The organism is Paralcaligenes sp. KSB-10, from assembly GCF_021266465.1.
GTDB lineage: Bacteria > Pseudomonadota > Gammaproteobacteria > Burkholderiales > Burkholderiaceae_B.
This window is the reverse complement of record NZ_CP089848.1, coordinates 171,641-185,301: the sequence shown is the minus strand read 5'-3', so window position 1 is coordinate 185,301 and position 13,661 is coordinate 171,641. Positions and strand designations below refer to the sequence as shown.

Below are 13,661 nucleotides of genomic sequence, written 5' to 3'. Positions count from 1 at the left end.
AGTCTATATAAGTGCTTTCCATAGTTGACTAGGTTGGGGTACATTAAGCATTATCATAATATTCTGAATGTTTTCATGTATTTGTCAGCATCAACAGAAACAGGGCTGAAGCCAGCCCAATAGTCGAGCATTCAAGTCAACACTATAGTCGAGAGGCAGTCCGCATGTCAGATTCAACCACAACCTCCGCTCCTGGGGATACCCAAAAGCTAACGGGGACCGTTAAATGGTTTAACGACGCCAAAGGTTTCGGCTTTATTACCCCCGATAACGGTGGCGAAGATCTCTTCGCTCACTTTTCATCCATACAAATGAACGGTTTCAAAACGCTCAAAGAAGGCCAGAAAGTCGCGTTCGAAATTGCTCAAGGCCCAAAGGGGAAACAAGCTCTCAACATTACGGCTGCCTAGTCGCGTAACTATTAACCACAATAATAAATGTCTGATTCGTATACGTTCACGGGGCCCTCGGGCCCCGTTTCTTTCATTTGCGCCGCATTGCTAAGCAGCTGCCTGCTGTGCGGCCCGGCCCGTTCGCAATCCCTGCTGCTTCTGCCCACCACCGAACTCACCGTCGGCGCGCAGCCGGTACAAGCCGAAATCGCCGCCACGGAAGCCAGCCGCGAGCAAGGTCTGATGTATCGGCAATCGCTGCTTCCCGATCACGGCATGCTGTTCGTATTCGAGCGGGCCGAGCAGCAATGCTTCTGGATGAAAAACACTCTTCTGCCGCTGTCGATCGCTTTCATCGCGGCAAACGGCAAAATTCTGAACATCGCCGATATGCAGCCGCAAACCGAAGATGCGCATTGTCCATCGGGGCCGATTTTATATGCGCTGGAAATGCAGCAAGGCTGGTTCGCCGAGCACCGCATACAGGCTGGGCAGGCTGTCTTGGGCCTGCCCAAAAAACCCTAGCGCGTTCGAATAAACTTCGGCAGGGAAATTAAACCCGCTCCAGCACCACGGCGATGCCCTGACCCACCCCTATGCACATGGTGCACAGCGCATAGCGGCCGCCGGTCCGATGCAATTGATTGACCGCGGTAATAGCCAGCCGTGCGCCGCTGGCCCCCAATGGGTGGCCCAAGGCAATGGCGCCGCCGCCGGGATTGACGCGCGGGTCGTTGTCGGCAATGCCAAGCAGGCGCATGACGGCAAGCCCCTGAGCGGCAAAAGCTTCATTCAGCTCGATCACATCCATTTGATCTATTGTCAGGCCCGCAAGCGCCAGCACTTTCTGCGTAGCGGGGGCCGGCCCTATACCCATGATGCGCGGCTCGACGCCGGCCGTTGCCATGGCAACCACCCGCGCACGCGGCACCAGCCCCTGCGCCTTGGCCATCGCCTCGGAAGCCACCAGCAAGGCGCACGCGCCGTCGTTGACGCCCGAAGCATTGCCAGCCGTGATGGTGCCATCGGGACGTACGATGGGCTTGAGGCGAGCCAGGGCTTCGAGCGTGGTTTGGCGGGGATGCTCGTCGGTATCGACCACCACAGGATCGCCCTTTTTTTGGGGAATCACGACCGGCGTGATCTCGGAGGCAAACACGCCCGCCTTTTGAGCCGCCGCTGTTTTGGTCTGGCTGGCCAAAGCGAAAAGATCCTGGTCTTCGCGGGACACCTTGAATTGGACGGCAACGTTCTCGGCTGTTTCCGGCATGGAATCGATGCCATATTGGGCTTTGAGCAGCTTGTTTACAAAACGCCAGCCTATAGTGGTGTCGTAAATGGCGGCGCTGCGCGAAAAAGCCGACTCGGCCTTGCCCATGACAAACGGTGCCCGGCTCATGCTTTCGACGCCGCCGGCCAATATGAACTGCGCGTCGCCGGCACGTATGGCGCGAGCGGCTGTGCCCAGCGCATCGAGGCCTGAGCCGCACAGGCGATTGATCGTGCCGCCGGGAACATCGACCGGCAAGCCAGCCAGCAGGGTGGCCATGCGAGCCACATTACGGTTATCTTCGCCCGCCTGGTTGGCACAGCCGAACAGAGCGTCGTCGAGACGAGCCCAATCGACGCCGGGATTGCGCTGGACCAGGGCCTTGAGCGGCGCCGCGGCCAAGTCATCGGTGCGAACCGGAGCCAGAGCGCCGCCATAGCGGCCAAAGGGAGTGCGAGTAGCGTCGCAAATAAATGCTTGAGTTGTCATAAAAAAACCTGGGCTTCAAGATAGGTGGGAGTCTGGCAAGCCAGACTGCATGGCAGACTTCAACGCTTATCTTATCGCATTCAGCCCGGTTTTCCGGAATCAGCCCGGAGCTCGTCCACGCTACGGTCAGTCGCCGCCCCGGTTCGCACTGCGGGGGTATTCGATGCCGGCGCCTTCATGGATTGGTTGTACTCGTGAGCGCGATGCCGATAACGGCCGGCGGCATTGTGGTAAAACGCATGCGGGCCGAACTGCCGCGACACAATGGACGCAAACAAGGAGCCTACGAGCAGCCAGAACAGCATAGGCTGGCTGCCCGTCATTTCCATGACCACCACGCTGGCTGTCAGGGGAGCCTGCGTGGCGGCGGCCAAAAAGGCAGCCATCGATATAAGCACCAGTACGCGCGGATCGACCGCCGCGCCCGCAAGCTCGCCCAATTGAGCGCCTATGCCCGCTCCCGCCGTCAGGGCCGGGGTAAAAATCCCGCCGGGGATTCCAGCCCAATAAGAAGCAACAGTGGCCAGCAGTTTGCCTACCCCAAAGCCTGGGACCTCGGGCGGATGCCCGGCCAATGCCTCCGAGGCATGTGCGTATCCTGTTCCGTAGACCGAATTATGAGTCAGTAAACCGAGCACCGCCACCGCCAGTCCCATGATGAACGCCAGGCAAACCGGATGGCGCCGAATCCAGTTGCGCCAGCGGGCTGGCGCGAACGACGCCGGCCCTTTGCCCAGCAGTTGGGAAAACAGGCCTCCCAGAATTCCGCAGGCCAAGCCGCAAGTCAGGGTCCAGAGCAGCATGTTCTTGTTCAGGGCGTGGCCGGAGAACGTGCCGAAATAAGGATTGTTGCCCACCAGCGCCACGACCAGGAAACCCGACGCCAGCACCCCGATCAGGACCAGCCGGTGCCAGCGCAGGGCCGTGCCCCTGCCCAATTCTTCAATGGCGAAGATCACGCCCGCCAACGGCGCATTGAACGCCGCCGCCAAGCCCCCTGCCGCTCCCGCGGCAATCAACTCATTGACTTGAAACCCCTTGAGCGGAACTCCCATTCTTTGCCAGAAACTGCCCCAGGCCAGCATGACGGCCGCCCCTACCTGCACCGAAGGCCCTTCCCGGCCGATCGAGGCTCCGAACATCAGGCCGGCAAACGTCAGTGGAATCTTCCATACGGCCTGCGCCAGCGACGTCAATTGCCGTCGTCCGGGACTCGGCGGCAGGGAAAGCGAAGCAATTACCTGGGGAATTCCGCTGCCGGCCGAGTTAGGAGCGAAACGCATGGTCAGCCAACGGATCAATGCCATGCCAAAGGGCAATAGTATCCACCCCAGCCAGGGCCATCTGGCCATCCAACTTCCGTTCAAATGCAAAGCCAGGTCTGCCAACCTGGCAAAACCCAGAGAGACCAGGGCAACCAGAGCGGAGCCGCCCAGCAGCAGGGTGAGCTGCAAGGTTTTGCGCGACAGGCGCCGCAACTGGCGGGTCTTGCGCCGGGCGGCCTGGCGCAGGCTCGAATAGGCTTGCCGCAAAGGAAAGAGAATGCTCATGGCAAACATATAAAAACCCTCGGCAAGCGAGGGTCTGATCCGATAAATTGTCTGGAAGCGATTAGCCGAGATTGGTTGCGGCAAACTTCCAATTGACCAGGTTCCAGAAATTTTCCAGATACTTGGGGCGGGCATTGCGGTAATCGATGTAGTACGCGTGCTCCCAGACGTCACAGGTCAGCAGCGGAACATCGGCTGTGGTGAGGGGCGTTGCGGCGTTGCTGGTGTTAACGATATCGAGCGAGCCATCTGCCTTTTTGACCAGCCAGGTCCAGCCTGAACCAAAGTTGCCCGCGGCCGATTTGCTGAAAGCCTCTTTGAAGGCGGCTGCGCTGCCCCATTTGGCATTGATCGCATCCAACAGCTTGCCGGCCGGTTCGCCGCCGCCATTGGGCGACAAGCTGTTCCAGTAGAACGTATGGTTCCAGATTTGCGCCGCATTATTGAATACACCGCCCGACGCCTTTTTCACGGTATCTTCGAGCGATGCCGATTCGAATTCGGTTCCGGCGATCAGGTTATTCAGATTGGTGACATACGACTGGTGGTGCTTGCCGTAATGAAATTCGAGGGTTTCTTTCGAAATATGCGGAGCCAGGGCGTCCAGCGCATAAGGAAGAGGGGGAAGCGTGTGTGCCATATTCAATTTCCTTCAAAAAAACAAAGTTAGCTCGTTCATTGTATCGGGAACGAGAGAATAAATCGTGACGAATCCCGAATAAGTATATAGGGCCACAAAAAGTTAGATTAGTCCATGTGCCTGCAGAACCGCAACCTCCGCTCCGCCTTGACTCAATTCCAGCTGCAGATGCTCGCCGGGGCTCAAGGCACTTGCATCTTTTACCAACGCACCCTGCTGGTTGCGCACGATGGCGTAGCCGCGGCCAAGTATTTTTCTGGGATTCAAGGCTTCGAGGGTTTGAGCGGCCGCCGCCAATCGCGCCTGTTGCCGCACCAGCATGCCTTGCCCGGAACGCGACAGGCGCGAGGCGTACTGGCCCAGATCATGCCGTCGGCGAACGACGTCGGGTTCGGCGTGAGCCAGGCGGCCTTGCAACTGACCCAGACGCGCCGCGGGGCGTTCGGACAAACCGGTGGCCACGCGCACCAAACGATTCATCAAAACCTGCAAACGCTCACCCTGCTGCGCCAGGCGCTGCTGCGGCGAGGCCAGCATGGCCACCGCCCGATCCAGCCGCAAGGCGGCACGCTCCAGCAAGCGATGCTGCTGTGCCGTCAGCGTCGCCAGCGCCGACCGGACCTGGGCCAGGCACTCCTGGCGAGCCTGGCAGCAAAGCTCGGCCGCGGCCGTGGGGGTGGGCGCACGCAAATCGGCCACAAAATCGGCAATCGTAAAATCGGTTTCGTGGCCAACGCCGCTGATCACGGGAATGGGGCTGGACGCAATCAGGCGGGCCAGCGCCTCATCGTTGAAGCTCCAGAGGTCCTCGAGGCTGCCCCCTCCCCGCACCAAAAGCAGCGTGTCGACTTCATTACGCTCACAGGCGACGCTCAGCGACTGCCTGAGTTTCCCGGCGGCATCCTGGCCCTGCACCGGCGCCGGATAGACAATAACCTGAACGTGCGGCGCGCGGCGCGCCATGGCCGACAGGACGTCGTGCAAGGCTGCCGCGGCCAGCGAGGTGACCACGCCGATTGCGCGAGGCATGGTTTTGATCGGACGCTTGCGATCCGCATCGAACAGGCCTTCGGCCGCCAACTTGTCCTTGAGCATTAAAAAAGCTTCATGCAGGTCACCCCGGCCGGCGCGCCTCAGCGCTTCGACCTGCAACTGATAGTCGCCGCGGGCCTCGTACAAAGTCACGCTGGCGCGAAATTCGAATCGTTCCCCGGCCTTTGGCACAAAACCCACACTCTGGGCCCGGCCACGAAACATGACAGCCCGTACGGCGGATCGCTCATCCTTGATCGTAAAGTACCAATGCCCCGACGCCGCCTGGGTAAAGTTCGATATCTCCCCCCTTACCCATATTTGCGAAAAATGCCCGGCGAGCAACTGCCCGACCTGCTGGTTGAGTTGGGACACCGACAGGATGGGATCGCGAGCTAAAACCGGATTATCTGTATACATGGCTGGAGGCTGATTTTTAAAAAAATGATGTTCGATTTACTGCGAAATTCCGGCAAACAGGCAACTTTCTTTGAATTGCTGTCCACAGGGAAACATGTTTTGTCAAACTACTGAAATATCAATCCAATTTGATCCAAAGATACAATCATTCTTTAAATTAATCTTGTAAGTAATTGATATATATAAATATACGAGAATTTCTAACATTGACCTCAAATTGACCAATCGACCTCTAGACCCAATGAATAGCGCCTTAGCCGAAAGTTTTACACATAATTATCCACAGATTCTGTGGATACTCTCGGGAAACCAAGGCCTCAAGCCAATTTGCCTCACGCTTTTTAATCTACATGCGCGTCTTCAGCCCGTCGTAAGCGCCAAGGCAAGCTACAAGCGCTGTTTAAATTCCGTATGTCCCGAAGCCGGCCAAATACCGGAACGGAACTCCCATTAACCGGGATACACAACAGGAACATCGCACCCGGTGGCTTCCGGTTTATCTGGCAAGTAGAACACTTGCCCTTAAAATACCAGCTTGTTCATCACTGTTTCACTCTGGCGGAGACGCATTTTGCTCGAAATCATTCATGAAGCGGGCTGGCCGATATGGCTGCTCATTGCTACATCGGTGCTAGGCCTGGCATTGATTATCGAACGTTTCCTGTCCCTGCGCACGAAGCTGATTCTACCGCCGCGGCTTGCGGCCCAGGTCCTTGAGTTGATCCGGCAACGCAACGACACACCGGAGGCCATCACGAAGCTGGCCGCCAGTTCGCCTCTGGGCCGGGTACTGGCCGAAGCACTCCTAAACCGCAACGACGACGAGGCGTATCGCACTGCCGCCATCGAAGAGGTCGGCAAAGATGTGGCGCACCGCCTGAATCGCTACTTGCCCGCCCTGGCGACGATCGCCGTGATAGCCCCATTGATGGGCTTGTTTGGCACCGTGGTCGGCATGATCGAGATTTTCGCGTCATACAGCCCGACCGGCGGCGATCCGGCCCAACTGGCCCGAGGTATTTCGATGGCCTTGTATAACACCGGGTTTGGTATCATCATTGCCATTCCCGCCTTGATCTTTCACCGCTACTTCCGCTCGAAGGTCGAGCACTGCCTGCATCAGATGGAACGCGAAGCCAGTGCGTTAAATCGCATGCTGGCAAAGAAAACACAAGCCGGCCCGGAGGCCTCGCGATGAATTTCCGCCCATATCCGTCCAGCGACGAGCCGGAAATCAATCTGATTCCCCTGATCGACGTACTGCTGGTCATTCTGATATTTTTGACCGCCACGACCTCGTTTACGCGACTAAGCCAGCTCAAGATCTCGCTTCCACAGGCACAAGCCGAAGCGGTGGACACAACGGCCATCAATATCGCCATCAGCCAGGAAGGCATCTATGCCCTCGACGGACAATTGCTGTCCGGCCAAAACACCGAAGATATCGTCCAGGCACTGGTTTCGGCAGCGCGCAACAAAAACGACCCGGTACTGGTAATCAACGCCGATGCGCAAAGCACGCACGAGTCGGTGGTGCGCGTCATGGAAGCCGCGCAGCTGGCGCATATCAGCCGGGTTAACTTTGCAACCCGCAGTTCCCCTTGAGACCGCCGCTTTTCTTTACACAGGCCTTGCAGGGGCTCTGGCGCAGCAAAGGGATCGCCAGCACGCTGCTGCTGCCCCTGTCCTGGCTGGCCGGTCATTACGTCAAGCGCAAACAGCAACGCTATAGGCAAGGCACCCGACGCGGCGCCTCATCGCCCCACCCCGTGATTGTCGTCGGCAATCTCTACGTCGGGGGAACCGGCAAGACTCCAGTCGTGCTGGCCCTGATTCACGCGCTGCAGGCTCGTGGATGGCGGCCGGGAATCATCAGCCGAGGCTACGGCGGCCATGCCGGGAATGAGGCCAGAACAGGCCACGGGCAACTCGACCCACGTGAATTCGGCGACGAACCATCGCTGATTGCGGCAAACGGCAATGTGCCCGTTGCCGTGCACTCCGTGCGAGCCTTGGCGCTGCATGCGCTGGAACAGCACTATCCCGATGTAAATCTCATTATCGCCGACGATGGCCTGCAACACCTGGCTCTGGCGCGAGACATTGAAATCGTCGTGCAGGACGCACGCGGCCTGGGCAACGGCCGGATGCTGCCCGCCGGCCCCCTGCGCGAGCCTGCCAGCCGCCTGGCCAGCGTCGATTACCTGATTACCAACCTGACCGCGGGCCAAGATGTCCCAGCGCCGCTTGCCCTAGCCACCCGCCAACTGACAATGCGACTGCACCCGGATAGCGTGCGCCATCTGATCTCGGGCGAAAAGCTCGCGTGGAACGATTGGCGTGAGCGCTATCGCCATGCTTCCCTTGGGGCGATGGCGGGCATCGGCCACCCTGCGCGCTTTTTTGCCATGCTGCAAGAATGCGGCCTCGATCTCGATAAAACGGTAGCCATGCCGGATCACGATCCCTACACGCGCTCTCCCTTCGAGCAACTCGATACGGATCTGATCCTGATCACGGCCAAGGACGCGGTAAAGTGCATGCATTTTCAAGACGAACGCCTGTGGGCTGTCGATGTCCTTCCGCAATTTTCCGAATCGGACTGGCTCGACGAATTGCACAGGAAACTCAGTCTGATTGCCGAGGCAAAGTCCCGCCAGCCCTGCGGCGTGGAATAATCCGCGCCTGGCGAAACGGGCTTGACATCGCAGGACGGCTCCAGTGATTTCTAAAAACCCGCGGGGCGAATTACACTTCAGGGCTTGAACCTATTATTGCCAGGAGTCTGCCATGGAATCCCGCCTGCTTGAAATTCTGGTTTGCCCTCTTTGCAAAGGGCCCCTGCACTATGAACGTGAACACCAGGAACTGATTTGTTCCGCCGATAAGCTGGCCTTCCCGATACGCGACGGCATTCCTGTCATGCTCGAAAACGAGGCCCGCGACCTGCATGCCAGCCCATCCGGCGCGAGCGCAGCGTGAGCTTCATTGCCATTATTCCCGCTCGCTCGGCGTCAACCCGGCTGCCCGGCAAACCCTTGCTGGATATCGCGGGCAAACCCATGGTGGTGCGTACCGCCGAACAGGCAGCGCGTTCGCTGGCCGACCGGGTCATCGTCGCCACCGATGATGGCCATATTCAGGCCGTAGTCCAGGCCCACGGTTTCGAAGCGCTGCTTACCCGGTCCGATCACCCCACCGGCACCGACAGGCTGGCCGAAGTCGCCAGCCGTTTAAGCTTGGCGGGCGACACCATAGTGGTCAATGTCCAGGGCGACGAACCCCTTGTCGATCCGATGCAAATCAATGCGGTCGCAGCTCTGCTCGCACAGGACCATGACGCCGCCATCGCCACCTGCGCCAGTCCGATTACCCAGGCCGATACGCTGTTCAACCCCAACGTCGTCAAGGTGGTATGCGACCAGCGCCAGCACGCCTTGTATTTTTCGCGCGCCCCGATACCCTGGGCACGCGACGCATTGGCCGATGGCCAGCAGAGGCTGGCTGCGGATATTCCAGCGCTGCACCATATCGGCCTGTATGCCTACCGGGTAGGCTTTCTTGAAAAATTTCCCTCCTTGCCGATTGGGCAACTTGAGCGCTTCGAATCGCTCGAGCAGCTTCGCGCCATGGAAAACGGCTATTCGATCGCGGTATACATCACTCACGAACATCCCGCAGCCGGGGTCGACACTGAAAGCGACTTGATCCGGGTACGCCAGGCTTTTGTAAATCGGTTATAAATCGTCTTCCAATTCCATTTCTAAATTAACCGCGCACTTGGTGGGCTTCACGTCCCGCCGCTTGTGTACCGTCCGTGTTTCGCGTACACGTGCACGATCAATTTGAAAATGTAATCGTTCCCGCCCCATGCAGAAATTGCTGCGTTGCGGCATAATCGGAAAAAGTTAAAAAACTCCAGGAGAGGAATTCATGCGACTGATTCTACTCGGTCCCCCCGGCGCCGGAAAAGGCACCCAGGCAGCGTTTATCACCCAAAAATTCGGAATCCCCCAAATTTCGACCGGCGATATGCTGCGTGCCGCCGTCAAGGCGCAGACCCCCTTGGGCCTTGAAGCCAAGAAAATCATGGACACCGGCGGCCTGGTATCGGACAAGATCATCATAGGCCTGGTGCGGGATCGCCTGCAGCAAGCGGATTGCGACCCCGGTTATCTGTTCGATGGATTTCCCCGTACCATTCCACAGGCCGACGCGCTCAAAGAAGCGCATGTTGCGCTCGACTACGTTGTCGAAATGGTGGTTCCCGAAGAAAATATCATCGAACGCATGAGCGGGCGACGCGTACACCCGGCCAGCGGACGCAGCTATCACATCCTTTTCAACCCGCCCAAGACGCCGGGAATCGACGACATAAGCGGCGAACCGCTGGTGCAGCGCGACGATGATCGCGAAGAAACCGTGCGTCATCGTCTCGCTGTTTATCGCGAACAGACACGGCCTCTGGTCGAGTACTACTCTTCCTGGGCCCGCAGCGGCGCGGCCGCGGCGCCCGCATTCCGGCAAATTTCCGGCTTGGGCAGCGTCGACGAAATCAGGGCGCGGGTCTTCGAGGCCCTGCAGTCGCAACCACAACCCATCGCCTAGCGGGCCTGGCAACCGCAGACAGACTACAGACACAAAAACAGAGACGAACTCATGGAAATCAAAAATAAAGTATTCATCGTAACGGGCGGAGCATCCGGGCTGGGCGCCGGCACCGCCCGGATGCTGGTGGCCGAAGGCGCCCGCGTCGTGCTGGCCGACTTGCAAGACGAGGCGGGCCAAAAACTTGCCGCTGAACTGGGTCAGGTCTACGTACACTGCGATGTTACCCAGGAAGCCGATGGGCAGGCCGCCATTGCCGCGGCCCAAAAGCTCGGCTCCATTTTTGGCCTGATCAATTGCGCGGGCGTCGCCCCGGCCTCGCGCATAGTCGGTAAAAATGGCCCGCACCCTCTCGATCTGTTTCAAAAAGTGGTCATGATCAATCTTGTCGGCACGTTCAATATGTCGCGCCTGGCCGCCGCCGCCATGAGCGAGAACACGCCCGAACCCACCGGCGAGCGTGGCGTGCTGATCAATACCGCCTCGGTCGCGGCCTACGACGGGCAAATAGGCCAGGCTGCCTATGCCGCGTCCAAGGCCGGAGTCGTGGGGATGACCTTGCCGGTCGCTCGCGACCTGTCCAAGGCGGGCATACGATGCTGCACCATCGCACCGGGTATTTTCGGTACCCCCATGATTTTCGGCATGCCTCAGGAAGTCCAGGACTCGCTGGCCGCCAGCATCCCTTTCCCCGCCCGTTTGGGCCGGCCCGAAGATTACGCCAAGCTGGTCAACAGCATCATCACCAACGATATGCTCAACGGAGAGACAATCCGTCTCGATGGCGCGATTCGCATGGCCCCCAAATAATCGGGCCATCTTTTCATGAGCCTGCTCCGGTCAGCCGCCACAGTTAGCAGCTTTACCCTGTTTTCACGGATCACCGGCCTGATCCGTGATGTATTGATCGCCAGTGCTTTCGGGGCCGGCCCGCTCACCGACGCCTTCTGGGTCGCGTTTCGCATTCCCAATCTGCTGCGACGCCTCTTCGCCGAAGGAGCGTTCTCGCAGGCCTTTGTCCCCATCCTCGGCCAGGCACGCAACAAAAACTCGCACGAACAGGTACGCGTTCTGCTTGATCGTGTCGCCTTGCTGCTCACCGTTGCGCTGATGGCGGTTACCCTGCTCGGTATAGTTGGCGCCCCCTGGGTTGTCAGTGCCATGGCCAGCGGCATGCGCGGCGCGGCGCGGCAAACCGAATTTCAGGCCGCGGTCTGGATGACCCGGCTGATGTTCCCCTACATTGTGTGCATGTCGCTGGTGGCGTTCGCCTCGGGCGTGCTCAACACCTGGAGCCGTTTTGCCGTACCCGCGTTTACGCCGGTCCTGCTGAACTTCGCGATGATAGGGGCCAGCCTGTTTTTGACCCCATACTTCGACATCCCCATCTATGCCCTGGCCGCCGGAGTCATGATCGGCGGCCTGGCCCAATTGCTCGTGCAATGGGTGGCCCTGGCCAGGCTAGGCCTGTTGCCGCGCTATACACCCAGGGTACGGCAAGCCTGGCGGGACCCTGTGGTCAAGCGCATCATGCGGCAAATGCTGCCCGCTGTCCTCGGCGTCTCGGTGGCGCAGGTTTCCCTGTTGATCAATACCAATATCGCCACCTGGCTCACGCCGGGAAGCGTTACCTGGTTATCGTTTGCCGATCGCCTGATGGAATTTCCAACGGCGCTGCTGGGCGTGGCCCTGGGCACGGTCCTGCTGCCCAGTTTGTCGGCAGCCCATGCCCGGCAGGATCATCTGGGCTATAGCGCCCTGCTCGACTGGGGCTTGCGCCTGGTATTGCTGCTGGGCCTGCCTGCGGCCCTGGGCATGGCGCTGCTTTCCGATGGACTGGTTGCCACCCTGTTCAATTACGGGGCCTTCAACGGCCACGACGTCCTGCAAACACGCATGGCCGTCATGGCCTACTCCGTGGGCCTGATCGGACTGCTGTCAATCAAGATCCTGGCCCCGGGTTTTTACGCCAAGCAAGACATACGCACCCCCGTCAAGATTGCCGTATTCGTACTGGTCCTGACCCAGATTTTCAACCTGATTTTTGTACCGCGGCTGGCGCATGCCGGGCTGGCCCTGTCGATAGGCCTGGGAGCCACCGTCAACGCCCTGTGCCTGCTCGTCATTTTGCATCGTCGCAAGGTGTATCAGCCCGGCAGGGGCTGGGGCCGTTTTGCGCTGAGAATAATTCCAGCCCTGGCCGCCCTGACTGCGGGTCTGCTCGTCGTCAATCACAGCATCGACTGGGTCGCCCTGGCCCCCCACCCGGGGCGCAGGGTACTCTGGCTGGCCGGGGTCTTGCTCGGCAGCGGCCTGCTATATTTTGGAACCTTGCTGGCATGCGGCTTTCGACCGCGCGATTTTACACGGCGGCATCGGTAGCCTGTGCTTATGTGCTGCTTTACATAAAAAGCCTGCTCATATATAATAGCTGTCTTTGCTGAATTAAACCAATATTTAAGTAAGTAACAATATGGCCAATACTGCCCAAGCTCGTAAGCGTGCCCGCCAATCGGTTGAGCGCAACAAACACAACGCCAGCCTGCGTTCCATGCTGCGCACCTCGATCAAGCGTGTGCGTCAAGCCATTGCCGCGGGCGACAAAGCCGTTGCCGGCGAGGTTTTCCAGAAAGCCAGCAGCGTTATCGATCGCATTGCCGACAAGAACATCATTCACAAAAACAAGGCTGCTCGCCACAAGAGCCGGCTTGCAGCCGCTGTTAAAGCGCTGGCCTGATCGGTTTCCGGTTTAAAAAGCAAAGCATACTGGCCGAGTTTCCGCTCGACAGAAAAAAAGACGCTCCGGCGTCTTTTTTTTGCCTTGAATGTTCTGCCCTGGAGGCGACGGCCGCGCAACGGATAGTCCGGCCAGGCGGCATGTCTTGCCGCGAGCCGCGCCCCTATTGCGCCGAAGGAGGCTCCTGGATCTGTTTTTCGCTGGTCTGCAACTGGTTATCCTGCGCAAATTCGCAGGCGAATTTCCACGCCAGGGGCTCGAGTTCGCGCAGGCGCAGATCGACCACCACACAGCGCACGCCGTCGATCAATGTCGGCAAGGCGTAGGGCGAATAAGTCAGGTGCCCCCCCGCGCAGCCGGCCGGGCGAAACTGCGACAACACGCCGGCCAAGCGTTCGGCCCAGTCGCTGGGACGAAAAGATTGACCAGTCAGAGTAATGCCGTGAATAATGAATTGTTGCACAATAGCTGTCATAGACTTCCGCGGACGGATTGTACCCAATTTAAGCGTACCGAATTTCCC

Annotated in this window: 16 protein-coding genes; 11 read left to right on the top strand and 5 right to left on the bottom strand. The window is 59.0% G+C overall.

Features of this window, described 5'->3' with window-relative positions; translation table 11 throughout:
• The first annotated feature begins 164 nt into the window (after positions 1 to 164).
• Together LSG25_RS00860 and LSG25_RS00855 are read left to right on the top strand one after the other, a co-directional pair.
• Complete coding sequence (locus tag LSG25_RS00860) at positions 165 to 410, top strand: cold-shock protein (protein ID WP_232742852.1); 246 nt, start codon at positions 165 to 167, stop codon at positions 408 to 410.
• A gap of 27 nt (positions 411 to 437) precedes the next feature.
• On the top strand, positions 438 to 917 hold the full coding sequence (locus LSG25_RS00855; RefSeq protein WP_232742851.1) for a DUF192 domain-containing protein: 480 nt from the start codon (positions 438 to 440) through the stop codon (positions 915 to 917).
• 28 nt (positions 918 to 945) lie between these two features.
• Here LSG25_RS00855 and pcaF read toward each other — a convergent pair whose 3' ends face one another.
• The 4 genes from pcaF to xseA form a co-directional block, all read right to left on the bottom strand.
• The gene (pcaF, locus tag LSG25_RS00850) at positions 946 to 2,151 is read right to left on the bottom strand and encodes a 3-oxoadipyl-CoA thiolase (protein ID WP_232742850.1); all 1,206 of its coding nucleotides are present in this window, start codon (positions 2,149 to 2,151) and stop codon (positions 946 to 948) included.
• Positions 2,152 to 2,231: 80 nt separating this feature from the next.
• The gene (locus LSG25_RS00845; protein ID WP_232742849.1) at positions 2,232 to 3,701 is read right to left on the bottom strand and encodes a chloride channel protein; all 1,470 of its coding nucleotides are present in this window, start codon (positions 3,699 to 3,701) and stop codon (positions 2,232 to 2,234) included.
• A gap of 61 nt (positions 3,702 to 3,762) precedes the next feature.
• The gene (gene sodB, locus LSG25_RS00840; RefSeq protein WP_232742848.1) at positions 3,763 to 4,341 is read right to left on the bottom strand and encodes a superoxide dismutase; all 579 of its coding nucleotides are present in this window, start codon (positions 4,339 to 4,341) and stop codon (positions 3,763 to 3,765) included.
• A 102-nt stretch (positions 4,342 to 4,443) separates the two neighbouring features.
• Entirely contained in the window at positions 4,444 to 5,793 is a 1,350-nt protein-coding gene (gene xseA, locus LSG25_RS00835; protein WP_232742847.1) for an exodeoxyribonuclease VII large subunit, read from the bottom strand.
• Positions 5,794 to 6,364: 571 nt separating this feature from the next.
• Here xseA and LSG25_RS00830 point away from each other — a divergent pair.
• The 9 genes from LSG25_RS00830 to rpsT all read left to right on the top strand — a co-directional run bounded on the left by LSG25_RS00830 (position 6,365) and on the right by rpsT (position 13,138).
• Positions 6,365 to 6,991, top strand: coding sequence for a MotA/TolQ/ExbB proton channel family protein (locus LSG25_RS00830; RefSeq protein ID WP_232742846.1), 627 nt, complete (start codon positions 6,365 to 6,367; stop codon positions 6,989 to 6,991).
• Positions 6,988 to 7,398: a biopolymer transporter ExbD gene (locus LSG25_RS00825; RefSeq protein ID WP_232742845.1), complete on the top strand. Its 411-nt coding sequence runs from the start codon at positions 6,988 to 6,990 to the stop codon at positions 7,396 to 7,398. Before LSG25_RS00830 ends, LSG25_RS00825 begins: the two co-directional genes overlap by 4 nt.
• Positions 7,395 to 8,471 carry a tetraacyldisaccharide 4'-kinase gene (lpxK, locus tag LSG25_RS00820; RefSeq protein WP_232742844.1) on the top strand — a complete coding sequence of 359 codons (1,077 nt, stop codon included), beginning with the start codon at positions 7,395 to 7,397 and terminating at the stop codon, positions 8,469 to 8,471. Before LSG25_RS00825 ends, lpxK begins: the two co-directional genes overlap by 4 nt.
• A 112-nt stretch (positions 8,472 to 8,583) precedes the next feature.
• On the top strand, positions 8,584 to 8,775 hold the full coding sequence (locus LSG25_RS00815; RefSeq protein WP_232742843.1) for a Trm112 family protein: 192 nt from the start codon (positions 8,584 to 8,586) through the stop codon (positions 8,773 to 8,775).
• Complete coding sequence (kdsB, locus tag LSG25_RS00810; protein ID WP_232742842.1) at positions 8,772 to 9,536, top strand: 3-deoxy-manno-octulosonate cytidylyltransferase; 765 nt, start codon at positions 8,772 to 8,774, stop codon at positions 9,534 to 9,536. Before LSG25_RS00815 ends, kdsB begins: the two co-directional genes overlap by 4 nt.
• 190 nt (positions 9,537 to 9,726) lie before the next feature.
• Positions 9,727 to 10,401, top strand: a complete 675-nt coding sequence (gene adk, locus LSG25_RS00805; protein WP_232742841.1) for an adenylate kinase — start codon at positions 9,727 to 9,729, stop codon at positions 10,399 to 10,401.
• Between the two features lie 51 nt (positions 10,402 to 10,452).
• Positions 10,453 to 11,211: a 3-hydroxyacyl-CoA dehydrogenase gene (locus tag LSG25_RS00800; RefSeq protein ID WP_232742840.1), complete on the top strand. Its 759-nt coding sequence runs from the start codon at positions 10,453 to 10,455 to the stop codon at positions 11,209 to 11,211.
• 15 nt (positions 11,212 to 11,226) lie between these two features.
• Entirely contained in the window at positions 11,227 to 12,783 is a 1,557-nt protein-coding gene (murJ, locus tag LSG25_RS00795; RefSeq protein WP_232742839.1) for a murein biosynthesis integral membrane protein MurJ, read from the top strand.
• Positions 12,784 to 12,874: 91 nt separating this feature from the next.
• Entirely contained in the window at positions 12,875 to 13,138 is a 264-nt protein-coding gene (gene rpsT / locus LSG25_RS00790) for a 30S ribosomal protein S20 (RefSeq protein ID WP_232742838.1), read from the top strand.
• A 163-nt stretch (positions 13,139 to 13,301) separates the two neighbouring features.
• Here rpsT and LSG25_RS00785 read toward each other — a convergent pair whose 3' ends face one another.
• Complete coding sequence (locus tag LSG25_RS00785) at positions 13,302 to 13,613, bottom strand: DUF3579 domain-containing protein (protein ID WP_232742837.1); 312 nt, start codon at positions 13,611 to 13,613, stop codon at positions 13,302 to 13,304.
• Between the last annotated feature and the right edge of the window lie 48 nt (positions 13,614 to 13,661).

Bases quoted from the DNA above. Each gene is read 5' to 3' on its own strand.
- LSG25_RS00845 (WP_232742849.1), bottom strand. From the start codon at position 3,701: ATGAGCATTCTCTTTCCTTTGCGGCAAGCCTATTCGAGCCTGCGCCAG.
- murJ (WP_232742839.1), top strand. From the start codon at position 11,227: ATGAGCCTGCTCCGGTCAGCCGCCACAGTTAGCAGCTTTACCCTGTTT.
- xseA (WP_232742847.1), bottom strand. From the start codon at position 5,793: ATGTATACAGATAATCCGGTTTTAGCTCGCGATCCCATCCTGTCGGTG.
- LSG25_RS00860 (WP_232742852.1), top strand. From the start codon at position 165: ATGTCAGATTCAACCACAACCTCCGCTCCTGGGGATACCCAAAAGCTA.
- adk (WP_232742841.1), top strand. From the start codon at position 9,727: ATGCGACTGATTCTACTCGGTCCCCCCGGCGCCGGAAAAGGCACCCAG.
- rpsT (WP_232742838.1), top strand. From the start codon at position 12,875: ATGGCCAATACTGCCCAAGCTCGTAAGCGTGCCCGCCAATCGGTTGAG.
- LSG25_RS00855 (WP_232742851.1), top strand. From the start codon at position 438: ATGTCTGATTCGTATACGTTCACGGGGCCCTCGGGCCCCGTTTCTTTC.
- LSG25_RS00785 (WP_232742837.1), bottom strand. From the start codon at position 13,613: ATGACAGCTATTGTGCAACAATTCATTATTCACGGCATTACTCTGACT.
- LSG25_RS00825 (WP_232742845.1), top strand. From the start codon at position 6,988: ATGAATTTCCGCCCATATCCGTCCAGCGACGAGCCGGAAATCAATCTG.
- LSG25_RS00800 (WP_232742840.1), top strand. From the start codon at position 10,453: ATGGAAATCAAAAATAAAGTATTCATCGTAACGGGCGGAGCATCCGGG.
- pcaF (WP_232742850.1), bottom strand. From the start codon at position 2,151: ATGACAACTCAAGCATTTATTTGCGACGCTACTCGCACTCCCTTTGGC.
- sodB (WP_232742848.1), bottom strand. From the start codon at position 4,341: ATGGCACACACGCTTCCCCCTCTTCCTTATGCGCTGGACGCCCTGGCT.
- LSG25_RS00815 (WP_232742843.1), top strand. From the start codon at position 8,584: ATGGAATCCCGCCTGCTTGAAATTCTGGTTTGCCCTCTTTGCAAAGGG.